Source organism: Kitasatospora sp. NPDC056076, assembly GCF_042266305.1.
GTDB lineage: Bacteria > Actinomycetota > Actinomycetes > Streptomycetales > Streptomycetaceae > Kitasatospora.
Genome location: NZ_JBHJWG010000047.1, coordinates 33,228 through 58,450 on the forward strand (window position 1 = coordinate 33,228; position 25,223 = coordinate 58,450).

The 25,223-nt window shown below is 72.9% G+C and carries 20 protein-coding genes; 17 read left to right on the forward strand and 3 right to left on the reverse strand.

What is annotated here, in order from left to right; genetic code table 11:
• The first annotated feature begins 77 nt into the window (after positions 1 to 77).
• The 5 genes from ACFC1T_RS30715 to ACFC1T_RS30735 all read left to right on the forward strand — a co-directional run bounded on the left by ACFC1T_RS30715 (position 78) and on the right by ACFC1T_RS30735 (position 7,164).
• Positions 78 to 971 (forward strand): LysR family transcriptional regulator, encoded by an 894-nt coding sequence (locus ACFC1T_RS30715; protein ID WP_375893756.1) that lies wholly within the window; start codon positions 78 to 80, stop codon positions 969 to 971.
• Between the two features lie 294 nt (positions 972 to 1,265).
• Complete coding sequence (locus tag ACFC1T_RS30720; RefSeq protein WP_375893758.1) at positions 1,266 to 2,249, forward strand: ABC transporter permease; 984 nt, start codon at positions 1,266 to 1,268, stop codon at positions 2,247 to 2,249.
• A 1-nt stretch (position 2,250) separates the two neighbouring features.
• Positions 2,251 to 3,219, forward strand: a complete 969-nt coding sequence (locus ACFC1T_RS30725; RefSeq protein WP_375893760.1) for an ABC transporter permease — start codon at positions 2,251 to 2,253, stop codon at positions 3,217 to 3,219.
• Entirely contained in the window at positions 3,216 to 5,387 is a 2,172-nt protein-coding gene (locus ACFC1T_RS30730) for a dipeptide ABC transporter ATP-binding protein (protein ID WP_375893762.1), read from the forward strand. The genes ACFC1T_RS30725 and ACFC1T_RS30730 overlap by 4 nt, the downstream gene beginning before the upstream one ends.
• 76 nt (positions 5,388 to 5,463) lie before the next feature.
• Positions 5,464 to 7,164: an ABC transporter family substrate-binding protein gene (locus ACFC1T_RS30735; protein WP_375893765.1), complete on the forward strand. Its 1,701-nt coding sequence runs from the start codon at positions 5,464 to 5,466 to the stop codon at positions 7,162 to 7,164.
• 118 nt (positions 7,165 to 7,282) lie between these two features.
• On the opposite strand, the gene ACFC1T_RS30740 is transcribed toward ACFC1T_RS30735, so the two are convergent.
• Complete coding sequence (locus ACFC1T_RS30740) at positions 7,283 to 7,942, reverse strand: hypothetical protein (protein ID WP_375893767.1); 660 nt, start codon at positions 7,940 to 7,942, stop codon at positions 7,283 to 7,285.
• Between the two features lie 274 nt (positions 7,943 to 8,216).
• Between ACFC1T_RS30740 and ACFC1T_RS30745 the strand changes: the two genes are divergently transcribed.
• The 4 genes from ACFC1T_RS30745 (at position 8,217) to ACFC1T_RS30760 (ending at position 12,600) form a co-directional block, all read left to right on the forward strand.
• Entirely contained in the window at positions 8,217 to 8,870 is a 654-nt protein-coding gene (locus ACFC1T_RS30745; RefSeq protein WP_375893770.1) for a restriction endonuclease, read from the forward strand.
• A 102-nt stretch (positions 8,871 to 8,972) separates the two neighbouring features.
• On the forward strand, positions 8,973 to 9,707 hold the full coding sequence (locus ACFC1T_RS30750) for a hypothetical protein (RefSeq protein ID WP_375893771.1): 735 nt from the start codon (positions 8,973 to 8,975) through the stop codon (positions 9,705 to 9,707).
• Entirely contained in the window at positions 9,704 to 11,014 is a 1,311-nt protein-coding gene (locus ACFC1T_RS30755; RefSeq protein ID WP_375893773.1) for a nucleotidyl transferase AbiEii/AbiGii toxin family protein, read from the forward strand. The genes ACFC1T_RS30750 and ACFC1T_RS30755 overlap by 4 nt, the downstream gene beginning before the upstream one ends.
• A gap of 65 nt (positions 11,015 to 11,079) precedes the next feature.
• The gene (locus tag ACFC1T_RS30760; protein WP_375893774.1) at positions 11,080 to 12,600 is read left to right on the forward strand and encodes an SMI1/KNR4 family protein; all 1,521 of its coding nucleotides are present in this window, start codon (positions 11,080 to 11,082) and stop codon (positions 12,598 to 12,600) included.
• A 70-nt stretch (positions 12,601 to 12,670) separates the two neighbouring features.
• On the opposite strand, the gene ACFC1T_RS30765 is transcribed toward ACFC1T_RS30760, so the two are convergent.
• Positions 12,671 to 13,420 carry a FadR/GntR family transcriptional regulator gene (locus tag ACFC1T_RS30765; protein ID WP_375893777.1) on the reverse strand — a complete coding sequence of 250 codons (750 nt, stop codon included), beginning with the start codon at positions 13,418 to 13,420 and terminating at the stop codon, positions 12,671 to 12,673.
• Between the two features lie 213 nt (positions 13,421 to 13,633).
• On the opposite strand from ACFC1T_RS30765, the gene ACFC1T_RS30770 reads away from it, so the two are divergent.
• From ACFC1T_RS30770 to ACFC1T_RS30805, 8 genes are all read left to right on the forward strand, one after another.
• Positions 13,634 to 15,340: an amino acid permease gene (locus ACFC1T_RS30770; RefSeq protein WP_375893779.1), complete on the forward strand. Its 1,707-nt coding sequence runs from the start codon at positions 13,634 to 13,636 to the stop codon at positions 15,338 to 15,340.
• Entirely contained in the window at positions 15,337 to 16,695 is a 1,359-nt protein-coding gene (locus tag ACFC1T_RS30775; protein WP_375893782.1) for a glutamine synthetase family protein, read from the forward strand. The genes ACFC1T_RS30770 and ACFC1T_RS30775 overlap by 4 nt, the downstream gene beginning before the upstream one ends.
• Positions 16,692 to 17,465, forward strand: coding sequence for a gamma-glutamyl-gamma-aminobutyrate hydrolase family protein (locus tag ACFC1T_RS30780; protein WP_375893785.1), 774 nt, complete (start codon positions 16,692 to 16,694; stop codon positions 17,463 to 17,465). Before ACFC1T_RS30775 ends, ACFC1T_RS30780 begins: the two co-directional genes overlap by 4 nt.
• Positions 17,462 to 18,835: an aldehyde dehydrogenase family protein gene (locus tag ACFC1T_RS30785; protein ID WP_375893787.1), complete on the forward strand. Its 1,374-nt coding sequence runs from the start codon at positions 17,462 to 17,464 to the stop codon at positions 18,833 to 18,835. The genes ACFC1T_RS30780 and ACFC1T_RS30785 overlap by 4 nt, the downstream gene beginning before the upstream one ends.
• Positions 18,836 to 18,840: 5 nt before the next feature.
• Positions 18,841 to 19,608 carry a 3-oxoacyl-ACP reductase gene (locus ACFC1T_RS30790; RefSeq protein WP_375893790.1) on the forward strand — a complete coding sequence of 256 codons (768 nt, stop codon included), beginning with the start codon at positions 18,841 to 18,843 and terminating at the stop codon, positions 19,606 to 19,608.
• A gap of 218 nt (positions 19,609 to 19,826) precedes the next feature.
• On the forward strand, positions 19,827 to 21,023 hold the full coding sequence (locus tag ACFC1T_RS30795) for a hypothetical protein (protein WP_375893792.1): 1,197 nt from the start codon (positions 19,827 to 19,829) through the stop codon (positions 21,021 to 21,023).
• 103 nt (positions 21,024 to 21,126) lie between these two features.
• Positions 21,127 to 21,738, forward strand: a complete 612-nt coding sequence (locus ACFC1T_RS30800) for a winged helix-turn-helix domain-containing protein (RefSeq protein ID WP_375893794.1) — start codon at positions 21,127 to 21,129, stop codon at positions 21,736 to 21,738.
• 110 nt (positions 21,739 to 21,848) lie between these two features.
• Entirely contained in the window at positions 21,849 to 23,111 is a 1,263-nt protein-coding gene (locus ACFC1T_RS30805; protein WP_375893797.1) for an MFS transporter, read from the forward strand.
• Positions 23,112 to 23,154: 43 nt separating this feature from the next.
• On the opposite strand, the gene ACFC1T_RS30810 is transcribed toward ACFC1T_RS30805, so the two are convergent.
• A complete protein-coding gene (locus ACFC1T_RS30810; protein WP_375893800.1) occupies positions 23,155 to 25,182 on the reverse strand; it encodes a HelD family protein in 2,028 nt (675 codons plus the stop codon).
• Positions 25,183 to 25,223 lie beyond the last annotated feature (41 nt).

Genomic DNA, 25,223 nt, shown 5'->3' on the forward strand with positions numbered 1-25,223 from the left:
CTCGTCGTGATCGACCCTAGGCGCCCGGCGGGCATGCGGGAAGCGACGATCGAGCATGTGTGGTATGCGTATGCGGCATGGACGTCTCCAGTACCGGCCTGCGGGTCCTGCGACAGATCGCGGAGTCCGGCAGCTTCACCGCGGCCGCCGCCCGGCTCGGCTACACCCAGTCGGCGGTGTCACGCCAGGCCGCCTCCCTCGAACGGAGCGCGGGCACCGCCCTGTTCGAACGCCGCCCCGACGGAGTGCGGCTCACTCCCGCGGGCCTGACCCTGCTGCGCCACGCCCGGACGATCCTGGACAGCCTGGCCGCGGCCGAGCGCGACCTCACCGGCACCGCCCCGCAGGCCGAAGTGCTGCGACTCGGACTGTTCCTGAGCGCGGGCGCGGGCCTCCTGCCCCCTGCGCTCGCCCGCCTCGCGGCAACCGACCCGCAGATCACGGTCACGACCACCGAGGGCGCCACGCCCGCCCTGGTCCGGGCCCTGCGCGCGGGCTCGATCGACCTCGCCGTGCTGTCCTCCCGCCCGCCCCACCGCCCTGTGGACGGCGAGTCGCCGCGCCTGCACGTCGAGACCGTCGCGGACACCGAGCTGCTCCTCGCGGCGCCTTCGACCGGAGGGTTCGCTGGCCGCACCGCGGTGCACGTCGACGAACTGCTCGACGCCCGGTGGATCGCCACCCCCGCGTCCGGCTCCGAGCCGCTGCTCGGCGTCTGGCCCGGCCTGCCCGGCCGGCCGCGCATCGTCCACTCCGCGCGCGACTGGCTGACGAAGCTCCACCTGGTCGCCCGCGGCTTCGGGGTGACGACGGTGCCCGCCCGGCTCGCGCCGCTGCTGCCGTCCGGGGTGAGCCTGCTGCGCGTCGAAGGCGCCCCGCCCGAGATCCGCCGGATCCTGGTGGCCCGACTCCCCGGCCGCCCGACCCCGACCGTCAAGGCCGTCACCCGGGCCATCGTCGCCACCGCCTGATCCGGGTGGGCACCCCAGCCCCCCTCGGAGCTCCCCGAGCCCCCCCGACCCCCGTGAATGTGAACGGACGATGGGGCGCGATGCCCCTCTGCTGCGGGGGTGTTTCGTTCTCATGTCCATGTCCCCTGGTCACTGGCGCTACGACACCAGTCGTACACAGACTCGGATCCGCACGACCGTGCCGTCCGACTCCGTCCGACTCCCAGCTCCAGGAAGTTCTGCCGCCATGCGCACCTCCCTCAGACCCGACGTCCCCCAGGCGCTTCCGCCGCACCTGGTGGGGAGGTGCGCTCCGTGCTCCGGTACGTGACCCGCAGAGCGGCGGGCTGGCTCCTGGTGATCGCCGTGGCCACCAACGCCACCTACTTCCTGGCCAGTTGGTTCCTCGACCCGCGCTCGAACTTCAAGGAACTGCGCCCGGTCCGCACCGAGGAGCAGCTGTCCCGGGCCCTGGCCCCGTACAACCTCGACCCGCACGAACCGCTGCTCCACCGCTGGTGGGACTGGCTGACCGGCGTGGTCCTGCACTTCGACTGGGGCCGTTCCCCGGTCGGGGTCGAGGTGAACGGGGAGATCGGCTACCGCTCCCTGGTCAGCGCCGAGTTGGTGATCGGCGCGACGGTCCTGTCGGTCGTCGTCGGTGTCGCGCTCGCGGTCCACACCGCCTCGCGCCAGTACGGCTGGCGGGACCGGGCGGCCCAGGCCGTGTCCATGGCGCTGTTCAACGTCCCGGTGTCCATCGCCGCCCTCGCACTGGTGCTGCTGGCCATCCGGCTGAACGAGCAGGCCGGCTGGCACTTCCTGTACGTCGCGGGGGAGAACTCGCCCGACGTGGAAGGGTTCTGGGCGACGCTCGGTGACCGGCTGCTGCACCTGATCCTGCCGACGCTGACGCTCACCCTGACGGGGTACGTGGGCTACCACCTCACCCAGCGCTCCCTGCTGCTGGACGTCATCGGCTCCGACTTCGTGCGCACCGCCCGGGCCACCGGGCTCACCCGCGCCCAGGCGATCCGCCGGCACGCCCTGCGCACCGCACTGATCCCCACCGCCCAGTCCGTGGCGTTCAGCATCCCGGCGGTCTTCACCGGCGCGGTCCTCACGGAGACGATCTTCGGCTGGAACGGCATGGGCCAGTACTTCATCCAGACCATCAGCAAGAACGACGTGCACGGCACGGTGGCGACCGCCGCCTTCGCCGCCGCCCTGACGGCGGTCGGCGCGATCCTCGCGGACATCGCCACCGTCCTCCTCGACCCGAGAGTGCGGGTGAACTGAGATGGCCGTCCCCGTGAGCCCCGACGCGACCTCCGAGGGCGCGCTCGCCACGGCAGCCGCACCCGCCACCGGCAGGCCCGGCGTGCCCGACGTGCACGACGGGCGCTACCTGGGCCGGCGCCGCCTCTACCTGCGGCGCTTCCTGCGCAACCGGACCGCCGTCGCCGGCGTGGTGATCTTCCTGCTGCTCGTGCTGTTCAGCGCGCTCGGCGACCTCCTCACCCCGTACGGCTACGCCGACGCCGACTTCTCGGCACTGACCCAGGCCCCCAGCACCGAGCACTGGTTCGGCACCAACCAGGGCGGCAACGACGTCTACGCCGCCGTCGTGCACGGCCTCCAGCGCTCGCTGGTGATCGCGGTGAGCGTGTCCGTGCTGACCGTCGCCATCGCCGCGGTCGTGGGCGCGGGCGCGGCCTACCTCGGCGGCCGGGTGGAGAAGGCCACCCTCGCCGTCATCCACTTCCTGCTGATCGTGCCCTCCTTCCTCGTCCTCGCCCTGGTCTCGCACCGGCTGGCGGGCGACTGGCGGGTCCTCATCCTGGTCCTGACGGTGTTCGGCTGGATGTCCACCGCGCGCGTGGTCTGGTCGGTGTCGACGTCCCTGCGCGAGCGCGACTACGTGCGCGCCGCCGAGTACATGGGCGTGCGCCCCCTGCGCATCGTGCTGCGCCACATCATCCCGAACCTGGGCTCCCTGCTCATCGTCAACCTCACCCTGGGCGTGGTCTCCACCGTGCTCAGCGAGACCGCCCTGTCGTTCCTCGGCTTCGGCGTGCAGACCCCGGACGTGTCGCTGGGCACGATGCTCGCCGACGGCGCGGGAACCATCACCAGCGCCCCCTGGCTCTTCGCCTTCCCCGCCGGGCTGACCGTCCTGCTCACCGTCTCGATGACCTTCGTCGGCGACGGCCTGCGCGACGCCCTCGACCCCACGTCCACCACCGGCGCGGCAGGAGCCCGACGATGACCTTCGCACCCGCCCGCCGTACCGGGCCCGCAGCGGCTCACGCGGCCGCCCCGACGGCCGATCCGACACCCGCCCCCGTGGTCGCCTCCGCGCCCGCCCCCGTCCTCTCCGTACGCGACCTGCGCGTCTCCTTCCCCTCCGAGGCCGGCCCGGTGGAGGCCGTGCGCGGGATCGACTTCGACCTGCTGCCCGGGCGCACCCTGGGCATCGTCGGCGAGTCCGGCTCGGGCAAGTCCGCCACCGCCCTCGCCGTCATGGGCCTGCTGCCGCCCACCGCGCGCCTCGGCGGCCGGATCCTGCTGGGCGGCCGCGACCTCGCGGCGATGGACGACAAGGCCCTCTCCCGGGTGCGCGGCAAGGACATCGGCATGGTCTTCCAGGACCCGATGTCCGCGCTCACGCCCATCTACAGCGTCGGCCGGCTGCTCTCCCAGGCCCTGCGCGTGCACCGGGACCTCACGAAGCAGGACGCGTGGGAGCAGGCGGTGGAACTGCTCGACCTGGTCGGCATCCCCGACCCGCGCGAACGCGCCAAGTCCTTCCCGCACGAGTTCTCCGGCGGCATGCGCCAACGCGTCGTCATCGCCCTGGCCATCGCCAACAAGCCCTCGGTCCTCGTCGCCGACGAACCCACCACGGCACTCGACGTCACCGTCCAGGCCCAGATCCTGGACGTGCTGCGCCTGGCCCAGCGCGAGACCGGCGCCGGCCTCGTCCTGATCACCCACGACCTGGGCGTGGTGGCGGGCCACGCCGACGAGGTCGCCGTCATGTACGCGGGGCGGATCGTCGAGCACGCGAGCGTCGACGAGCTCTTCCGCCGCCCCACGATGCCGTACACCGCCCGCCTGCTGGCCAGCGTCCCCACCGTGGACAGCGGCATCGAACGGCCCCTGATCCCGGTCGGCGGGGAGCCGCCGTCCCTGGTCGGCCTGCCCGGCGGCTGCCCCTTCGCGCCCCGCTGCGCGGTCGCCCAGGACGTGTGCCGGACCACCGAACCGGTCCTGACCGCCCCCGGCCTGACCACCCCTGGCCCGACCACCGCCCTGAGCGGGCAGCAGCACAGCCGTGTCGCCTGCCACCGCGCGCAGGAGATCGCCGACGGAACCCTCGACCCGGCCGGGGAGGCCGCCCCCGTACCGCCGGCCGGTGCCGGGGAGCGGACCGTCGGCGAGGTGGTCCTGCGCGTGGAGGACCTGGTCAAGACGTTCCCCGTCACCAAGGGCGCCCTCCTCAAGCGCCGGGTGGGCACCCTGCACGCCGTCAACCAGGTCAGCTTCGAGGTGCGCGCGGGCGAGACCCTGGGCCTGGTGGGGGAGTCCGGCAGCGGCAAGACCACCACCCTGCGCGAGGTGCTGCGGCTGCGCGCCCCCGAGGGCGGCCGCATCGAGGTGGCCGGCACCGACGTCGCCACCCTCCACTCGGCGGCCCAGGTGCGCGAGCTGCGGCGCGACGTCCAGATCGTGCTCCAGGACCCGACGGACGCCCTCGACCCCCGCCTGACCGTCTTCGACCTGCTGGCCGAACCGCTCCAGGCCGCCGGCGCCGACCGGGCGGCCATCCGCTCCCGGGTCACCCGGCTGCTGGACGTGGTGGGCCTGGACCGCGCCATGGGCGACCGCTTCCCCGCCGCCCTGTCCGGCGGCCAGCGCCAGCGCGTCGGCATCGCCCGTGCCCTGGCCCGGGAGCCGAAGCTGCTGGCCCTGGACGAGCCGCTGTCCGCGCTGGACGTCTCCGTGCAGGCCGAGATCATCAACCTGCTCGCCCGGCTCAAGCGCGAACTGGGCCTGGCCTACCTGCTGGTGGCCCACGACCTGGCCGTGGTGCGCTACGTCTCCGACCGCATCGCGGTGATGTACCTCGGGCACATCGTCGAGTCCGGCGCCACCGAGGAGATCTTCGCCCGGCCCCGGCACCCGTACACCAAGGCCCTGCTGTCGGCGATCCCGGTGCCCGACCCGGCACGCGAGCGCCACCGCGAGCGCATCGTCCTCGCGGGCGAGCAGCCCAGTGCCACCCGCCTCCCGGAGGGCTGCGTGTTCGTCGACCGCTGCCCGCTGTACCGGGAGGCCGACGAGGCCGTACGGACCCGCTGCCGCACCGAGCGGCCGGCGACCGCCGCCGCCCCGGACGGCTCCGACCACCAGTACGCCTGCCACGCGGTCTGACCCCGCACCGGCAGCACCCGCCCCTTCCCCTGTTCACCGATCCCACCGATCCCACCGATTCCCACAAGGACATCCCATGCGTCGGAAGCTCGCTCTGCCCCTCGCGCTCGTCGCGGCCGTCACGGTCGCGGCCACCGCGTGCTCCTCCTCGTCCTCCTCCGGCGGTTCCTCCTCCGCCGGAGGCGCCGGGCAGAACGCCAAGAACGCCGCCAAGGTCGCGTCCTCGGTCACCGACTACAACCCGCAGCCGTACGACAACGTCAAGGACGGCGGCACCTACACCACCGCGGGCACCTTCGACGAGCAGGGCAACCCCTTCAATGTCAACGGGACCCTGAACTCCGTGCGGATCTGGTCCTGGTACAACGCCGACGCCATCACCTACTCGCCCACCGGTGAGGTCCAGTACAACCCGGACTACTACAGCGACGTGAAGGTCTCCGTCGAGGGCGGCGACCAGAAGGTCGTCATCACCCTCAACCCCAAGGCCGTGTTCAACGACGGGACCCCCATCGACTGGCGGGCCATCGAGGCCACCTGGAAGGCCAACAACGGCTCGAACAAGGACTACGCGGCCAATTCCACCGACGGCTACGACCGCATCACCTCCGTCACCCGGGGCGCGGACGACAAGCAGGCGGTCATCGCCTTCAAGGGCGTCAACCCCTCCTGGTCGGCGCTGTTCACCACCTTCCTGCACCCCGAGGCCGCCACCGTCGACAACTTCAACAAGGCGTACGTCAAGACGGCCCACCCCGAGTGGGGCACCGGACCGTACACCGTCGGCACCTGGGACGCCCACTCCGGCAACATCACCTTCGTGCGCAACCCCAACTGGTGGGGCAGGAAGGGCAAGCTGGACAAGCGGGTCTACGTCAACCTGGAGAGCGGCGCCTCGATCAACGCCTTCAAGAACGGCGAACTCGACTACACCTCCGCCGTGGACGCGGAGAACCTCAAGCAGGTGAAGGCCGTCAAGGACGCCGAGATCCGCAGCGGCGGCAGCCCCTTCGAGTACTCGCTGTACCTCAACACCAAGTCCCCGCTCCTCGGCGACCTCCAGGTCCGCAAGGCGGTGCAGGAGAGCATCGACCGCCCGCAGATAGCGAAGATCCAGTTCCAGGGCCTGGACTACACCGAGCCGCTGCCCGGCTCCGCCGTGCTCTACAGCTTCCAACAGGGCTACCAGGACAACGTCGCCGCCGTGTTGAAGTACGCCCCGGACGAGGCCCGGAAGACCCTGGACGCGGCCGGCTGGACGCCCGGTCCGGACGGCATCCGCACCAAGGACGGCAAGCAGCTCGCACTCGGCTACACCCTGCTCGGCGACGACCCGATCGAGAAGGCCACCGCCTCCGCGCTCACCGCGATGCTCAAGGGCGTCGGCGTGAAGCTGGACATCAACAAGGTCTCCTCGAACGACTTCTCCAAGGTGCTCAGCGAGCGCCGCTTCGACCTGTTCATCTCCGGCAACCGCTCGACCGACCCCTTCGGCGCCCGCAACCTGTGCGACTTCTACTGCTCGGACCGCGACTCCAACATCACCGGCGCCGGCACCCCCGAGCTGGACCAGGAGATCCGCGCCACCGGCCAGATCGCCGACCTCGGGCAGCAGATCGAGGCCGTCAACAAGGTCGAGCAGAAGGCCCTCCAGCAGTACGCCTTCCTGCCGCTCTACAGCGGCCCCTCCACCTACGGCATCAAGAAGGGCCTCGCCAACGTCGGCGCCACCATCTTCTACAGCCCGCTGCCCGAGACCATCGGCTGGCAGAAGTAGCAACCCCCACCCGCCTGCGCGTCCACCGCTACCGCCACGGCTACTGGTCGGCGGTCCCGAAGTGGTGGACGCGCAGGCCCCGGCGCCGGGGCTCCGACGCGGACCACGACGCGCCGGATCAGGGCCCCTGCCACACGCTCACCTGGAGGGTGACGTAGGTCGGCGAGTTCTCGTTGACGGACGTCACCTGGACGCCCGCGATCAGTCCCGGCCGCTCGAGGATGCAGAAGACGGACCCGGGCGTGCTGGGCGCACCGGTGATGAACTGGGTCCCCGTGGAGCAGGCCTGGTAGGTCGGCGTGCTCCCGTTCGGCAGGGCGAGCATCCTCTCCGACGTGCCGGCTTCGATCTGCTGCCCTCCCTGGTCCGCCTTCCACGAGATGTCCCCGCTGGAGTTGGTGGCGCCGACGATGTCGGGCTGCGTGGGCTTCTGGGGCCCCAGCGGTGCGTAGTAGAGCGCGGGGAGCTGGAAGCTGTACGACCCGCGCAGTGCCCCGGCGGCGCCGGTCGGCCCGGGTGACACGGTAGTGGTGTCGGAGACCGAGGGCACCGGAGGCACCGGGGCCGTCGGGGGAGCGGGAGAGGGCGACCTCCACTCGGTCTGCGTCACCGTCACCGTCGGGCTCGGCGTGGCGGCTTGGGTGCCACCGTAGAAGGCCCCGCCGATCGCCGTCACCAGAGCCGCGGCTGCGGTGATGATCCCCGGCAGTGTGGTGAAGAAGGTGACGAAGCGGGTCGGCCCCCCGGGGCCGGTTGGTGAGTCCTGGTCCGACGTCATTGCGGCCCCCTCGGGCGTTGTGATGCACCGTCAGCAACGCGGAGCATAGCCCTCCGGGCGCGTCCGGAAGCCGGCAGTTGCCGATCCGTGACTACCCGCTGTCGCTGCCGTTGCCGCTCTGCCACCTGGCCCGGAACGCGCAGCTCTCCGGTCGCCGGCCGCCCGGATCCGGTCAACTCGGTACCGCGCTCGGTGGAATTCACCGAGATCGCAGGCGGCCGGGTGCCGGTGGACCCTACGCTCGCACGAACACTGTGGCGCGAAGGGGGATGCCGTGGCCCGTGGACCTGTCCGGCGACGCCGGTCGACCGCTGCGCGCCGGGCCCGTCGGCTGCGGCAGGCGCGGGACAACGCGGTGCTGCTGGGCGTGGCGGCCGTGATCGTCCTCGTGCTGCTCTCGGTGGCGGTGCACTGGCTGGCCCAGCACCTGCTGCTGGTGGCCCTGCTCCTCCTCGCGGGCGCGGGGGCGGGCGTCGCCGTGCTGCGGACGCGCGTCCGGGCGCGGCAGCGCGAGCTGGACACGCGGGCGGCCCAACTGCGGCACATCGGGCCGTTCCTGGCGATGAGCCCGAAGGCGTTCGAGCACGCGCTGGCCGACCTGTGCCGGCGGGACGGCTGCACCAAGGTCTCGGTGGTCGGCGGAGCCGGGGACCTCGCGGCGGACGTGCTGGCCACCACCCCCACCGGACAGCGGATCCTGATCCAGGCCAAGCGCTACGGACCGCGGACGTTCGTCGGCTCCCAGGACGTCCAGCGCGTCAACGGCACCTACCGCGACGTGCACCGCTGCGACCTGGCCGCCGTGGTGACGACCAGCTCGTTCACCAAGGCCGCCGCCGCGTTCTGCGCACAGGTCGGCATCCGCGCCGTCGACCGCCGCTCCCTCGCCCGCTGGGCGGAGGGCACGGGCGTCCCACCCTGGGCCTGACCCGCCCGGTCGACGCCGCCGACGGCCACGGAGGCCGTCCCGGGACTCACCGCCCGTGACCAGCGCGGGCCGTTGTCAGAGGCGCTTGGCAGGATGATCCCCATGCTCGCCATCCACCCTGACCAGCGCCTTGACGACCGGCCCGCGCGGCCCGCTCCCCCCACCGTCCGGGGAGGCTTCGAGGTGCACCTGACCGTCGGGCCCGGCGCGGCCGACGCACTGGCCGCGTGGGCCGACGGTCACGGACTGAAGTTCACCCACATCCTGCTGGAGCGCGGTACGTCGCCCTCGCAGCCGATGCTCACCCTGCGCGCCGACGGCACGCTGGAGGAGGTCGCCGTCCTGACCGCCCGGGTCCGGGGCCGGGCCGAGCGGGCCGGATTCACCGTTCTGCGGGCGAAGATCGAGGCCACGCCGTGGGCGGAGGGTGTCCCGGCCTCGGACGAGGACGCCGCCTCGCACGGGGCCGGGCGCTACTTCGAGCACCACGTCAAGCTGTTGCTGCCGACTGGGATCCCGGCGGCCGACTCCGCCCGGTTCGCCGAGCTCACCGCACTGGCCGTCCGGCACGGCGCGCACCTGTCGCGCAACCCGCGCCGGACGCGCGAGGACGGCCGGCGCGAGTGGTTCGTGACCCAGCGGTGCCGCCTGGTCGGCCTGGACACCGCGGGCCGCCGGTTGGACGCGCTGCTGCGGGACCTCGCCGCCGACGGTCGCGAAGTGGCCTCGGTGGAGCGCGAGTTCGTCGTCGTCGACAGTGACGAGACCCTGGACGCGGGATGGATCACCGAGCCCAGGCACAGCGCCCGGCCGTACGGAGCAGGAGAGTCGATATGACCGAGGACCAGCCCCAGTCCCAGCCCCGACCCGATGCGCCCGTGGCATGGGAGGACCTGCGGTACGGCCCCTGGCGGGGCGTCCTGCTGCCCAAACAGCCGCCGTCGGAGGACGTCCGGGTGGACCGGGAGCTGCCCAGGAGCCTGCGCCCGATCGACGACGAGACGGTGACCCAGCAGCCGGTCTTCGACCCCGCCCTCGCCGGGTACGCCCGCGCCCTCCGGCCCAGCGAACCCGCGTTCGCCGACCCCGGGCTCGCCGAACGCTGGCTCACCGCGCGGCGCGAGGCGCTCGACACCGTGCTGTCCGCCGTCGCCGGCTCGCCGTGGGCCGAACACCTGGTGCTGCGCGGAAGCGTCCTGCTGCGGGCCTGGTACGGCGAACAGGCCCGTGAGCCGGGTGACCTGGACTTCGTGGTCCGCCCGGTGGACTGGCAACTGGAGGACGAGCGCACGGAGCGCATGCTCGGCGAACTCGCCACCGCCGCCGAACGCCTCTCGGGCGAGGTGCGGCTGCACGCGGACCAGGCGCTCAGCGACGAGATCTGGACGTACAGCAGGATCCCCGGGCGCAGGCTCGTGCTGCCGTGGTCGGCGCCGGGCGTCCCGGGCGGGAGCGTCCAACTCGACTTCGTCTTCACCGAGCACCTGCCCGTCGCACCGCAGTCCTACCGGCTCCCGGGCGTCACCGGACCGCTGCTCGGCGCGACGCCGGAGCTCTCCCTCGCGTGGAAGCTCCTGTGGCTGGTGTCCGACAACCACCCCCAGGGCAAGGACCTCTACGACGCGATCCTGCTCTCCCGCACCGCCGAGGTTCCTTACGCGCTGCTGCGGCAGGTCTTCACCCAGTCCGACGAGTCCTGGTCGCGCCGGCCGGTCCTCCCGGAGCAGATCAGCGGACTGGAGGTCGACTGGGAGGAATTCGCCAAGGACCACCCGCAGTTCGCCGAGCCCGTCGAGGAGTACCCGGCCGACCTGCTCGCCGCGCTCCACCCGACCTTCACCGACCGCGGCGAGTACGCCCTGCGCGCCCGGTGGCTGGCCCCGCTTATCGAGGAACTGCGGGACGTGCTGGCGAGCGAGGGCATGGAGGAGGTCCAGCAACGGATGGCCCGCCTCCACATGCTCCCGGACAACACCCTGGTGATCACCTGCGAACTCCTCGGCGGCGACCTCACCGCTGCCGACCGCGCCGTCGCCGACCACGTCGGAGTCCCGCCGCGCCGGATGACCCACCTCCTGGCGGAGGCCGCCTCGCGCTACGCGGTCGAGCTCGCGCGCGACGGCCGGGCGAGCGCCGCCGGCTGAGGCCGTCTGTCGGTGCCGGCGGTCATCATCGTGGTCGTCATGATCACCGGATCAGGAGGTCCCCGTTGTCCGCGTTGAACGACTTCGCCACCTGGGAGCCGCTGCTGCGGCTCCTCCGCTCCGCCCACGCGGAGAAGCTCGCCGCACCGGGCGGGTACGTGGCGGGGGTGATCGGTCGCGGTTCGTCCACCGTGCCGTTGAAGTGGCGGAGTCCGGAGCCCGGGCGTGCCAGTCTGCTGTCGGACTACCAGGCGCAGCATGACGCGATCCGGCGAGTGCGGGCCGTGGTCCCTGACACGGGTTCGGGTGGCGTCGCCTTCACGGTGGAGATCGCACCGGAGGGGAGGGCGGTGCTGCGCCTGTTCGATCTGGGGCCTGCGGCCGGTTCAGGTCCGGGCAACGCCCATCCGAGGGTTCTGGTGCGGGTGGAGGGTGCCGTGCCGGAGCCGTGGCGCCGCCGGCCCGAGCCGGTGCCCGGGGTGCGGTCGGCTCCGTCCGTGGATCCGGAGGCGCTGGAGCGGACGCTGCGCGAGCGGATACCCGGGGCGATCGGTGCGACCGAGGAGGAGATCGCCGCCGCGGAGGCCCGTCTGGGGGTGGCGCTGCCCGAGGAGGTCAAGGTGCTCTACCGGGTGACGCGGGCGCGGTGGGAGGACTGGGGCGGGCATGAGGAGGCGGAGTCCGTCCACGCGGCGGTCGGCTTCGAGCTGAGTTCGCTGGATCACCTGGCGGTCTTCGATGCGTCGTCCCGCTACTTCAGTTGGGAGCACGGGGCGATGGAGGTTTCCGTCACCCTGCCCGACGCGGCTGTGCAGGACCTGGTCGGCTCACCCGGCTGGATCGTCATCGGCGGCACCGGCTTCGGCGACCAGGTCGCCGTCGACCTGACGCCCGGCCCGCGCGGCCACCTCGGTCAGGTCATCGTGGTCGACCACGAGCAGAGCATCGGCGCGTGCCTGTTGGCCGAGTCCCTCACCGACCTGGTGGCGAACCCGGGCCGGGACTGGTCCGCCCGCCGGAGCTGGGACCGGTTGCCCTTCGTGGCAAGGGTCCATCACCGCGGTGTCCCGAGCGTCGAGGCCGCCGCCCACCCCGACCTGGAGGTCCTGAACCTCGGCGTGTGGGACGGTGAACCGTTCAGTCTCGCCCCCGTCCTCGCCCTGCCTCGTCTGCGCACCCTCAGCGCTTCCCGGGGGACCCTCGCCGACCCCCGGGAGGTCGGCCGGTTGAGCGGGCTGGAGTTCGTGGCACTCACCCCGGAGGACTGGCGCGTGCTCCTCGACGCGGGGGCCGTCCCGCACAGCCTGTCGGCGGCTGCCATCACGGTGAACGGGGACCGCGATCCGCGCCGGACCATCGCCCTGGCGAACGAGATCCTGGCCCTCTGGGACCGCCCCCTGATCACGGAGACCGTCGTCCACGGAGACCTCGGACCCCTGCCGACCAGCGGCCCGGAGTCGACGGCGGGCCGGGGAGGTGAGCCGCAGCCGCCCCGACCGGCGGGGGAGAGGCAGGGGCTGGGGCGTGTCCTGCCCGGTCTCCCGGGCACCCCTGAGCCCGGGCCCGGGCCCGGGGCGGACGGGTAGGCGGGCAACGCCCGGAGACTGATCCACGTCGGCCGACCGGTCCGGACGGCCGATCGGCCCGGGGGCGGTGTCAGGCCAGGAAGGCGCGGAGGAGGGAGGCCGTTGCGGCGAGGTGTTCCTCGGTGGCGCGGCGGGCGGCGGCGCCGTCGCCGGTGAGGATGGCGTGGACCATGGCCCGGTGCTGTTCGGCGGCGTGCTCGATGTTGCGGTCCAGCATGGGGATCGCGTTGAGCAGGTCGTTGAGGCGCATCCTGGCCTCGGCGATGGCCGCGGCGAGGGCGGGGGAGCCGGTGAGCTCGCCGATGGCGAGGTGGAAGCGGGAGTCCAGCTGGCGGTACTGCTCGGCGGGGGCTGCGTCCAGTTCGGTGAGCCGGTCCTCCAGGTGGGCGCGCTGTTCGGGGGAGAGGGGGCGCCGGGCGGCGGCCTCGGCGGCGCCGACCTCCAGGACCTGCCGGTAGGTCAGGGCGTCCTCCAGGGCGCCGCCGAGGTCGCGGGCGGCGCGGCGCAGGTCGGCGACGTCCGGTTCGGGCATCCGGTAGGTGACGAAGGTGCCGCCGTAGCGGCCGCGGCGGGGTTCGACGCAGTCGGCCTGCTGGAGCGTGCGGAGTGCCTCGCGCAGGGTCTCGCGGCTGACGCCGAGCCGGGCGGCGAGGTCGCGTTCGGCGGGCAGCCGGTCGCCGGGGCGGAAGACGCCGAGCTTGATCGCCTGGAGCAGCCGTTCGACGGTCTCCTCGAAGGCGTTGCCGGTCCGGATCGGGCGGAAGATCGCCCCGGCCTCCCAGTCGAGCCGTGCCTGCTCACGTGTTACGTCCACGTCCACGCCGGAATCGTACCTGCGATCGGATCTCCCGCACTCGTTCCCGTCCCGCCCTTGACGTGGCCACCGTCCAGCCGGAACGATGCTGCTCACCCACCCAATGGTCTGACTTTAGACCATTGAAGAGCCGTCCGACCGTCGAACCCGCCGGGGCGGGTGCGCCACGCCGCCGTGGCCGCGCGCACCCCGGCACACCCTCAACCCCCAGGGGTGCCCATGACCGACGCACGCTCACCCGACCACCCTGGCCCCGCCGTGTTTCCGGTGGATTCCTCCCCCGTTTCCGCTGACGGATCCCTCGCTCCCGCCGAGGAATCCCCCGCTCCCGCTGAGGGATCCCCGGTCTCCGCCGACGAACAACGCCTCCGCGAACTGGGCTACACCCAGGAGCTGGCCCGCTCGATGTCGGGCTTCTCCAACTTCGCCGTCTCCTTCTCCATCGTCTCGGTGCTGTCCGGCTGCCTGACCCTCTACGGGACGGGCATGAAGACCGGCGGCCCGGCCCTGATCATCTGGGGCTGGCCGGTGGTCGGCCTGCTGACGCTCTGCGTCGGCCTCGCGATGGCCGAGATCTGCTCCAGCTACCCGACGGCCGGCGGGCTCTACTACTGGTCCGCGAAGCTGACCCGCAGCCGTGGCAGCGGCCCGGCCTGGAGCTGGTTCACCGGCTGGTTCAACTTCCTCGGCCAGGTCGCGGTGACCGCCAGCGTCGACTACGGCGCCGCCTTCTTCACCAACGCGTTCCTCGAACTGCGCTTCGGCGTCGCGGCCACCCCCGCGCACACCATGGAGATCTTCGCGGTCATCCTGCTGGCGCACGGCCTGCTCAACACCTTCGGGGTGCGCCTGGTCGCCGTCCTCAACAGCGTCTCCGTGTGGTGGCACCTGGTCGGCGTCGCGATCATCGTCGGGGCGCTCGCGCTGCTCCCCGAGCGGCACGCCTCCGCCTCCTTCGTGCTCACCGAGTTCGTCAACCGGACCGGCTTCCACAGCCAGTTCTACGTCGCGATGCTCGGCCTGCTGATGGCCCAGTACACCCTCACCGGCTACGACGCCTCCGCGCACATGACCGAGGAGACCCAGGACGCGGCCCGCTCCGGCCCGCGCGGCATCGTCAACGCGATCACCGTCTCCCTGGTGGCGGGCTGGATCCTGCTGCTCGGCATCACCTTCGCGATCCGCGACTACGACGGCGCGCTCAACAGCGACACCCAGGTCCCGCCCGCGCAGATCTTCATCGACGCGATCGGCTCCGGCGGCGCCCAGTTCCTGCTGCTCATCGTCATCGGCGCCCAGTTCTTCTGCGGCATGGCCTCCGTCACCGCCAACTCCCGCATGATCTACGCCTTCTCCCGCGACGGCGCGCTGCCCGGCTCCCGGCTCTGGCACCGCATCTCCCCGCGCACCCAGACCCCGACCAACGCGGTCTGGCTGGCCACCGGCGGCGCCCTGCTGCTCGGACTGCCCGCGCTCTGGAACAACACCGCCTACACGGCCGTGACCTCGATCTCCGTGATCGGCCTCTACATCTCCTACGTCATCCCGGTGTACCTGCGGCTGCGCCAGGGCGAGGACTTCCCGCGCGGCCCCTGGCACCTGGGCCGCTGGAGCCGGCCGATCGGCATCGTCGCCGTCGTCTGGACGGCGGTGATCACCGTCCTGTTCATGCTGCCCACCGCCAGCCCGATCACCGTCGACAGCTTCAACTACACCCCGGTCGCCGTGGCCGTCGTGGTCGGCTTCGCGGGCGTCTGGTGGCTCGCCTCCGCCCGGAACTGGTTCACCGGGCCGCACGTCGGCGCTGCGCCGTCCGCGATGTCCCCGCTGTCGGGCCTCGACACACCGCACGTCCTCGACACACCGCACGTCCACGGCACCCCGTCCGCCCCCGGCACCCGGGACACCGAACAGGAGACCCGATGACCACCCCCCGGCTCACCCTCGACGAGCTGCGCACCCTCGTCGCCGACGGGTCCGTCGACACCGTCGTGCTCGCCATGACCGACATGCAGGGCCGCCTCCAGGGCAAGCGCGTCGCCGCCCAGTACTTCCTCGACGACGTCGTGACCGGCGCCGCGGAGGGCTGCGGCTACCTGCTGGCCGTCGACGTCGACATGAACACCGTCGACGGCTACGAGGTCTCCTCCTGGGAGAACGGCTACGGCGACCTGACGCTGCGCCCCGACCTCGCCACCCTGCGGTCCGTCCCCTGGCACCCGGCCACCGTCATGGTCCAGTGCGACGTCGTCCAGCACGACGGCACCCCGGTCGCCGTCTCCCCGCGCCAGGTCCTCCAGCGCCAGCTCGACCGCCTGGCCGGCTACGGCTGGCAGGCCCAGGCCGCCACCGAGCTGGAGTTCATCGTCTTCCGGGACAGCTACGAACAGGCCTGGGACAAGGACTACACCCGGCTCACCCCGGCCAACCAGTACAACGTCGACTACTCCATCCTCGGCACCGGGCGCATCGAGCCGCTCCTGCGCCGCCTGCGCAACGGCATGGCCGGCGCCGGCCTCACCGTCGAGTCCGCCAAGGGCGAGTGCAACCTCGGCCAGCACGAGATCGCCTTCAAGTACGCCGACGCCCTCACCACCTGCGACAACCACGCCGTCTACAAGACCGGCGCCAAGGAGATCGCCGCCCAGGAGGGCTGCAGCCTCACGTTCATGGCGAAGTACGACGAACGCGAGGGCAACTCCTGCCACATCCACCTGAGCCTGCGCGACGAGCAGGGCGCCCCGGTGTTCGCCGGCGACCGCCCGTACGGCTTCTCCCGCACCATGGAGCACTTCCTCGCCGGCCAGCTCGCCTGTCTCGCCGACTTCGCCCTGCTGTTCGCCCCCACCGTCAACTCCTACAAGCGCTACGTCCCCGGCAGCTTCGCGCCCACCGCCATTGCCTGGGGACGCGACAACCGCACCTGCGCCCTGCGCGTCGTCGGGCACGGGCAGTCGCTGCGCTTCGAGAACCGCGTCCCCGGCGGGGACGTCAACCCCTACCTCGCGGTCGCCGCCCTGATCGCCGCCGGACTGCACGGCGTCGAGCAACAGCTCGAACTCCAGCCGGAGTTCACCGGCAACGCCTACGCCTCCGACGCACCCCGGGTGCCCGCCACCCTGCGCGACGCGGTCGACGCCTTCGAGCGCAGCGCCGTCGCCACCGAGGCCTTCGGCAAGGACGTCGTCCGGCACTACACCCACGCGGGGCGCACCGAACTCGCGTCCTACCAAAGGGCGGTGACCGACTGGGAGCGGCGCCGCGGATTCGAGCGGCTGTGACCCACGAGGACCGCCGACCGCCCCTCATCGGCATCAGCAGCTACCAGGACGCCGCCGCCTGGTCGGTCTGGAACCAGCGCGCCTCGCTCGTGCCCCAGACGTACGTCGACAGCGTCGTCCGCGCGGGCGGCATCCCGGTGCTGCTGCCGCCCCAGCCCGGCGGGGCCGGCCACCTGCTCGACGTCCTCGACGGACTCGTCCTCGCCGGCGGACCGGACGTCGACCCGGCCCGCTACGCGGCGGCCCCCGATCCGCGCACCGGCGCGCCCCACCACGCCCGCGACGACTGGGAGAGCCGGCTGCTGCGGGCCGCCCTCGCCCGGGACCTGCCGGTGCTCGGGGTCTGCCGCGGCATGCAGCTGCTCAACGTCGAACTCGGCGGCACCCTCGTCCAGCACCTGCCCGACGGCAGCCACCAGCGCGTCCCCGCCCGCTTCGTCCGCCACCGGGTGGACGTCGTCGACGGCAGTCGGCTCGCCGCCGTGCTGGGGCCCGCCACCGAGGTCTCCTGCTACCACCACCAGGCCGTCGACCGGATCGGCACCGGGCTCCAGGTCACCGCGCACAGTGCCGATGGAACGGTCGAGGCGCTCGAACTGACCGGTCACCGCTTCGTCCTGGGCGTCCAGTGGCACCCGGAGACCGACCCCGACGACCTGCGCCTGTTCCACACCTTCATCAACGCCGCCCGGACAGCCGGGCGGACCACCGGCCGGACCGGCGGCCCGCCCGCCGGCCGAGGCACCAGCCAGAGGGAGAGCCCCCGATGACCGAACCGGACCTCTTCGAGGTCGTCAACCCCGCCACCGAGGAGGTGATCACCACCGTCGAACTGGCCGGCCTCGCCGAGACCGACGCCGCCGTCGCCCGCGCCCGCGCCGCCTTCGACACCTGGCGCCGGGTGGCCCCCGCCGACCGCGCCCGGCTGCTGCGCGCCTTCGCCGCCGCCGTCGACGCCGACCGCGAGCACCTCGCCGCCCTGGAGGTCGCCAACGCCGGCCACACCATCGGCAACGCCCGCTGGGAGGCGGGCAACGCGCGGGACGTCATCGAGTACTACGCCGCCGCCCCCGAGCGGCTGTTCGGCCGGCAGATCCCCGTCGCCGGCGGCATCGACGTCACCTTCCAGGAACCGATCGGCGTCGTCGGGGTCATCGTGCCCTGGAACTTCCCGATGCCGATCGCCGCCTGGGCCCTCGCCCCGGCGCTCGCCGCCGGCAACACCGTCATCGTCAAACCGGCCGAGCTCACCCCGCTCACCGCGCTGCGCCTGGCCGAACTCGCCCTGGCGGCCGGGATCCCCGAGGGCGTGCTCCAGGTCCTGCCCGGCCGCGGACCGGTCGTCGGCGGGCGCTTCGTCACCCACCCCGACGTGCGCAAGGTCGTCTTCACCGGCTCGACCGGGGTCGGCAAGGGGATCATGGCGGGCTGCGCCGCCCAGGTGAAGCCCGTCACCCTCGAACTCGGCGGCAAGAGCGCCAACATCGTCTTCGCCGACGCCGACCTCGCCAAGGCCGCCGCGACCGCGCCCTACGCCGTCTTCGACAACGCCGGCCAGGACTGCTGCGCCCGCTCCCGGATCCTGGTCGAGGCCTCCGCCTTCGACGACTTCATGGCACTCCTGGAGCCGGCCGTGCGCGGTGTGCGGGTCGGCGACCCGGCCGACGAGAAGACCGAGATGGGTCCGCTGATCTCGGCCGCCCACCGCGAGCGGGTCGCCTCGTACGTCCCGGACGCCTCGGCCGTCGCCATCCGCGGCAACGCCCCCGACGGGCCCGGCTTCTGGTACCCGCCGACCGTCCTCGCGCCCGTGCGGCACGACGACCGCGCCTTCACCGAGGAGATCTTCGGCCCGGTCGTCGCCGTCGTCCCGTTCCGCGACGAGGAGGACGCGCTGCGGATCGCCAACGCCACCGAGTACGGCCTGTCCGGCTCCATCTGGACCAGGGACCTCGGCCGCGCGCTGCGCGTCTCGCGCGGCGTCGAGGCCGGCAACCTCTCCGTCAACTCGCACTCCTCGGTGCGCTACACCACGCCGTTCGGCGGCTTCAAGCAGTCCGGCCTCGGCCGCGAGCTCGGCCCGGACGCCCTCGACGCCTTCACCCAGACCAAGAACGTCTTCATCTCCACGGAGGAATGATCACCATGACCCAGCGACTCGACGGCCGCGTGGCCGTGATCACCGGCGCCGGCAGCGGCATCGGCCTGGCGACCGCCCGCCGCTTCGCCGCCGAGGGCGCGAAGGTGGTCTGCGTCGACCTCGACGCCGAGACCGGCGCCAAGGCCGCGAACGAGGTCGGCGGCCTGTTCATCCAGGCCGACGTCACCGACGAGGCCGCAGTCCGCGACCTCTTCCAGCGGACCGTCGACGAGTACGGCCGCCTCGACATCACCTTCAACAACGCAGGCATCTCCCCGCCGGACGACGACTCCATCCTCACCACCGGCCTGGAGGCCTGGAAGCGCGTCCAGGAGGTCAACCTCACCAGCGTCTACCTGTGCTGCAAGTACGCGATCCCGCACATGCAGCGCCAGGGCAAGGGCTCGATCATCAACACGGCGTCGTTCGTCGCCGTGATGGGCGCGGCCACCTCGCAGATCTCCTACAGCGCCTCCAAGGGCGGCGTGCTGGCCATGTCGCGCGAGCTGGGCGTGCAGTTCGCCCGCGAGGGCATCCGGGTCAACGCCCTGTGCCCGGGCCCGGTGAACACCCCGCTGCTCCAGGAGCTCTTCGCCAAGGACCCGGAGCGCGCGGCCCGCCGCCTGGTGCACATCCCGCTGGGCCGCTTCGCCGAGCCCGAGGAGATCGCCGCCGCGGTGGCCTTCCTCGCCTCCGACGACTCCTCGTTCATGACCGCCAACACCTTCCTCGTCGACGGCGGCATCTCCGGCGCGTACGTGACCCCGCAGTAGCCGGGCGCCGCCCTCGGGACTCCGGACCCCGGACCCCGGACCCTGGGATCCGGGCACCCGACTCCGGATTCCGCTGCGCCCGTGCCGCGAATCGTGAAGACTGGGTGAAGTTCCCGTGCGCCGAACGGTGTGGCGTACGGGAACTCTCCATGCGAAACATGACACAGCATCAGCACAGTGCCATTCCGCGGAAGTCCACGAGACGAGGAACGCACGTCATGAGCATCGGCATCCGAGCCCTGCGGTCCGCAGCCGCCACCACCGTCGCCCTGGCCACCGTCGGCGCCCTCGCGCTGGGTACGGCCGGCAGCGCGACGGCCGACACCGATCCGGCGGCCGGCGTGGCCGTCGACCTGCCCCTGCCGCCCGGCGCCGTCGGGAGCGATCCCGCCGCGGTCAACGACGACGGGGTGATCGTCGGCTACGTCACCGATCCGCAGAACCAGGACCGTCCGGTCCGCTGGAACGCGGACCTCAGCGCCACGACACTCCCCCTGCTGCCCGGGGACCCGAGCGGCCGCGCCGTGGCCGTCGCCGCCGACGGTGCCGCCGTCGGCTACTCGGGGAACCACGCGGTGCGCTGGGCCCCCGACGGCACGGTCTCCGCACTGCCGCTGCTGCCCGCGGACACCGGCGGCTGGGGCTACATCTACGCGATGAGCCGCACCGGTACGGCGGTCGGGCACTCTGCGGCCGGGACGGCCTCCCACGCGGTGAAGTGGGGCCCGGACGGCCGGGCCGTCCCGCTCGCCCCGCTGAGCGGGGACGTCAACAGCACCGCCGTCTCGGTCAACGCCTCGGGCGCGGTGGCCGGCCTGTCCTACTCGGCCTCCGGCGTCGCCCACCCCGTGAAGTGGAGCCCGGACGGCACCCCCACCGCGCTCGACCCGGCCTCGGCCTACCGCGGCGTCTGGGTCGTCCAGATCAACGACGCCGGCACCGTGCTCGGGAAGGGCACGCCGACCGGCGCCGCGAACGACCAGTGGCGCTCCATGACCTGGAACGCCGACGGCACCGTCACGGACCTGGGCCGGCACTCCACGGCGATGGCCCTCAACGCCGGCGGCACGGTCGTCGGCAAGCAGGGCGGGGCGGACGGCATCGACTACACCGCCACGAGCTGGAGCCCGGCCGGCGCCGCCACGACGATCGGCGCCGACTACGAGTACACGACGGCCGTCGCCGTCAACGACGCCGGCGTCTCCGTCGGGTACACCGGGACGAAGGTGCCGCAGGCGCAGGAGCGCCACGCCCTCCGCTGGGGCGCCGACGGGGCCCTGACGGAACTGAACGTGGCGCCGGAGGGCTACTCCTACCCCGTGGCCGTCAACAACGCCGGCCTGGCGGTCGGGGTCCGGATCGGGTCCTCGGCGTCGACCGGTTCGACACGGGTGGCGGTGATCTGGCGGCCGTAGCCGCCGCGGGGGCGGGGGCGAGGGTCAGGGCCTGGGGCCGGGGGCGTACAGCCTCCGGCCCCGACCCTTGTAAAGAGTTCTTTCTAAAGATAGCTTTACATGCATGCCCGAGGAGAACTCACCGCGTTCCATCCGCCTCACCGACCCCCGCGCCCTGCGCGCCTACGCCCACCCGACCCGGCTGGTGCTGGTCGGCCTGCTGCGCCGGGACGGCCCGATGACGGCCACCCAGGCCGCCGAAGCCACCGGCGAGAGCGTCGCCAGCTGCTCCTTCCACCTGCGCCAGCTGGCGAAGTACGGCCTGGTGGAGGAGGCCGGGGGCGGGCGGGGGCGGGAGAAGCCGTGGCAGGCCACCGCCATGTTCACCAGCTGGGACTCCGGCGCCATCGCGGACCCGGCGGCGGCCGCGGCCACGGAGGCGCTCCAACTGGCCATCGCCGAGCGCTACTTCGAGCTCACCACGCGCTGGGTCCAGGGGCAGGCCCAGGAGTCGGCCGAGTGGCGGCAGGCCGCGCAGTTCGGCGACACCCTCCTGCACCTGACGGCAGCCGAGCTGGAGGAGCTGGGCGGGCGGATCCAGGACCTGATGCGGCCCTACCTGGAACGGCTCGACGACGCGGGCAAGCGCCCCGAGGGCTCCCGCCCGGTCACCGTGCTGCAGCTGGCCTTCCCCACCCGCGCCGACGGCCGGAGCGACCAGGAGCCGACCCCGTGACCGCGCCCGCCCCCGACCGGCCCGCCCCGGGCCGGTCGGCGCCGGACCGGGTACCGGCGGTACCGGACGGGGCACCGGCGGCACCCGACCGGACTCCCGCCGGGACGCGGATGCGCTGGTTGCCGGTCCTGCTCCGGGAACGGGCCTTCCGCCGCTACTGGACCGGTCAGACGATATCCGGCCTCGGCGACCAGATCTCCTCCCTCGCGATACCGCTCGTCGCGGTCCTCGCCGTGCACGCCGACGCCCTCCAGATGGGCTACCTCGCCGCCGCGACCTGGCTGCCGAACCTGCTCTTCGCGCTCCACGCGGGCGTCTGGGCCGACCGCCGCAGCCACCGGCGCCGGGTCATGATCGCCGCCGACCTCGGCCGGTTCGCCCTCGTCGCCACCATCCCGCTGGCCTACGCCTTCGACGCGCTCACCCTCGCCCAGCTGTACGCGGTGGCCCTGACGGCCGGGACCCTCTCGGTCCTCTTCGACGTCTGCGACGCACCGCTGTTCAACGCCCTCGTCCCGCCCGACCGGTACGTCGAGGGGCACTCGCTGGTCAGCGGCAGCCGCGCCATGGCCCAGGTGGCCGGACCGAGCATCGGTGGAGTGCTGGTGCAGGTCCTCTCCGCCCCGCTCGCCCTGCTGGCCGACGCGCTCTCCTACGCGGCCTCCGCCTTCGCCCTGTCCCGCATCGCCCCCGTCGAACCCCCGGCGGAACGCAAGGCCCGGGGCCAACTCGCCGAAGGCGCACGGTTCATGCTCGGGTCGCCGATGATGCGCGCCTCGCTCGCCGCCACCGCCACTGCCAACTTCTTCACCTTCATGCTGACCGCCCTGCTCGTGCTGTACGCCACCACCGTGCTGCGCCTCGACCCCGGCCTGCTCGGCGCGGTGCTGGGCGCCGGGGCCGTCGGCGGACTCCTGGGGGCGCTCTGCGCCACCGCCGTCACCAGGCGCATAGGCGTCGGGCCGACCTTCATCCTCGGCACCGCCCTCTACCCCGCCTCCCTGCTGCTGATCCCCGCCGCGCACGGGACCACCCCCGTCGTCCTCGCGCTTCTCTTCGCGGCCGAGTTCGGCGCCGGACTCGGAGTGATGTGGCTGGACGTCGCCGGGGCCTCCATCTTCGCCGCGATCATCCCGGACAACCTGCGCTCCCGCGTCTTCGGCGCCTACCGCTGCGTCAACTTCGGCACCCGGCCCCTCGGTTCGCTCGTCGGCGGTGCCCTCGCCGCCACCATCGGCCTGCGCCCCACCCTGTGGGTGGCCGCCATCGGCGCTCTCACCTCCGTCCTCTGGCTCCTGCCCTCCCCGATCCGCCGACTCCGCGACCTGCCCACCCCGGCCGGCCAGGGTGAGGGTGTGTCAGACTCGCCCTGAGGGCGGCCGCCGAGCCCGCGGCGGCGACGGGGGCGTCGAGCCGTCAGGCGGGCCCGACGGTGACCGTGCAGAGGCGCTTGGTGGCCCGGGTCAGGGCCACGTACAGGTCCCGCTCCCCGCCGGGGCGGGCCGTGACGATCTCCTCGGGGTGCAGCACGACGACCCCGTCGAACTCCAGGCCGCGTGCCTCGGACGCCGGCACGATCCGCGCGTGGTCGGCGACGCCCCGGGCCGTCAGCTCGCCCACCCTGGCGTCCGCGCAGACCACTCCCAGGAGCTCGCCCGGGTGCGCGGCGCCCTGGGCGCGGAGCTCCTGGACGACGGCGGTGGCCAGCTCGTCCGGTGGCGCGGTCACGGTGCGGGGGAGCTCACCGCTGCGCAGTGAGCGGGTGGGCCGCTGGTCCGGGGCGATCCGGGCCAGCAGGTCCCGGACGCTCTCCAGGATCTCCTGGGTGGTGCGGTAACTGACGGTCAGGTCGTGCAGCTTGAACCGCGGTCCGACGTGGGGGCTCAGCGCCTCCTTCCAGTCGCGTGCCGTCGCGACCGGGCCCGCCTGGGCGAAGTCGCCCACCAGTGTCATCGCCCGCGCCGGGCAGCGGCGGACGATCATCCGCCACTGCATGGCGGTCAGTTCCTGCGCCTCGTCGACGACGACGTGCCCGTACGTCCGCTCGGGCGGGCCGTCGACCAGGCTCGCGGCCTCGTCCAGCAACGGCCCATCGGTCTCGGTCCACGGGCCGTCCGGGTCGCGGAGCAGCAGGGACCGCTCCGGCGCGGTGAGGTGGGGCAGGTGTGCGGCGAGCGCGTCGGCGTCCGTCAGGAGCGCGTTCACGAGGTCACCGGGGACCAGCCGCGGCCACAGCAGCTCGACCGCCCGGTCCACACCGGCGTCGTCGAGGAGATCGGCCCGGACGGCGTCCAGGTCCAGTTCGTGGGCCGGACCGGGGTCGGCCGCGCCTTCGGCACGGTTGCGGCCCGCCCCCGTGAACTTGTCGAGGTCCAGGCCCGTCATCGCGGCGGCATCGGCGTCGATCTGCTCCAGGAGGTCGCCCATGTCCCGTTGCATCGCGTCGGTGACGGCGTCGACCAGGAGCTCCGTGAACACCCGGCGCGCGGGGTTGTGCCCCGGTACGGCCGCGACGGCGGCGTCGCGAGCCGTGGCGACCTCCTCGGCGGACAGGTGGACCACCTCCCGTCCGACCCGCACCGTGAAGTCACCGGAGGGGGCCTGGTGGGCGCGCAGCAGGCCGGCCAGGGCGTCGGCGAGGTCGGTGCCGCCCTTGAGGCGCGCGGTGTCGAACCGGTCCACCGCGTCCGTGGGCACCCCGGCCAGCTCCCGGCAGGTCGCCAGGACGACGTCGTTCTCGCCGAGGGAGGGAAGGACCTGGGAGATGTAGTCGAGGAACCGGGCGTTCGGGCCCAGCACCAGGACACCCTCCTCCGCGGCCCGCGGGAACGCGTACAGGACGTAGGCCGCCCGGTGCAGGGCGACCACCGTCTTGCCGGTGCCGGGCCCGCCCTGCACCACGGTCACCCCGCGGTGGGCGGAACGGACGATCTCGTCCTGCTCGGCCTGCAGCGTCGCGACGGCCGCGTGCATCCGGCCCGTACGCCGTGCCGACAGGGCCTCCGTCAACGGGCCGTCGCCGACGACGTCCTCGTCGGTCGGGGCGCTCCCGTCCAGCAGTTCGTCGTTCACCGAGACGACCGTGCGCTCCTCCAGACGCAGGTGCCGGCGCCGCCGCAGGCCCATCGGGTGGACCGGCGTCGCCTCGTAGAAGGGCCGCGCCGCGTTCGCGCGCCAGTCCACGAGCAGGGGCAGCTCGTCCTCCTCCGTGTGCAGCCCGATCCGCCCGATGCGCAGGGCCGTGCCGTCCGCCCAGTCGATCCGCCCGAAGACCAGCCCCCGTTCGGCACCCTCCAGCCGGCCGATCTCCTTGGCCAGCCGCTCGGCGGCGATTTCCCGCTCGTACGCCTCACCGGCGCCGTCCGCCGGGGCATTCAGCACACGCGTCCGCTGCGCCCGCGCCTCGGAAAGGCGCCCGGCGAGGAACTCGTACAGGGAGGACACATAATCCCGCTCCGCGTCAACTGCGAGCGTGGAAGGGTCAT

Excerpts from the sequence above, each read along its gene's own strand:
- ACFC1T_RS30715 (WP_375893756.1), top strand. The coding sequence starts at position 78 with ATGGACGTCTCCAGTACCGGCCTGCGGGTCCTGCGACAGATCGCGGAG.
- ACFC1T_RS30725 (WP_375893760.1), top strand. The coding sequence starts at position 2,251 with ATGGCCGTCCCCGTGAGCCCCGACGCGACCTCCGAGGGCGCGCTCGCC.
- ACFC1T_RS30730 (WP_375893762.1), top strand. The coding sequence starts at position 3,216 with ATGACCTTCGCACCCGCCCGCCGTACCGGGCCCGCAGCGGCTCACGCG.
- ACFC1T_RS30735 (WP_375893765.1), top strand. The coding sequence starts at position 5,464 with ATGCGTCGGAAGCTCGCTCTGCCCCTCGCGCTCGTCGCGGCCGTCACG.
- ACFC1T_RS30740 (WP_375893767.1), bottom strand. The coding sequence starts at position 7,942 with ATGACGTCGGACCAGGACTCACCAACCGGCCCCGGGGGGCCGACCCGC.
- ACFC1T_RS30750 (WP_375893771.1), top strand. The coding sequence starts at position 8,973 with ATGCTCGCCATCCACCCTGACCAGCGCCTTGACGACCGGCCCGCGCGG.
- ACFC1T_RS30755 (WP_375893773.1), top strand. The coding sequence starts at position 9,704 with ATGACCGAGGACCAGCCCCAGTCCCAGCCCCGACCCGATGCGCCCGTG.
- ACFC1T_RS30770 (WP_375893779.1), top strand. The coding sequence starts at position 13,634 with ATGACCGACGCACGCTCACCCGACCACCCTGGCCCCGCCGTGTTTCCG.
- ACFC1T_RS30775 (WP_375893782.1), top strand. The coding sequence starts at position 15,337 with ATGACCACCCCCCGGCTCACCCTCGACGAGCTGCGCACCCTCGTCGCC.
- ACFC1T_RS30785 (WP_375893787.1), top strand. The coding sequence starts at position 17,462 with ATGACCGAACCGGACCTCTTCGAGGTCGTCAACCCCGCCACCGAGGAG.
- ACFC1T_RS30790 (WP_375893790.1), top strand. The coding sequence starts at position 18,841 with ATGACCCAGCGACTCGACGGCCGCGTGGCCGTGATCACCGGCGCCGGC.
- ACFC1T_RS30795 (WP_375893792.1), top strand. The coding sequence starts at position 19,827 with ATGAGCATCGGCATCCGAGCCCTGCGGTCCGCAGCCGCCACCACCGTC.
- ACFC1T_RS30800 (WP_375893794.1), top strand. The coding sequence starts at position 21,127 with ATGCCCGAGGAGAACTCACCGCGTTCCATCCGCCTCACCGACCCCCGC.
- ACFC1T_RS30805 (WP_375893797.1), top strand. The coding sequence starts at position 21,849 with ATGCGCTGGTTGCCGGTCCTGCTCCGGGAACGGGCCTTCCGCCGCTAC.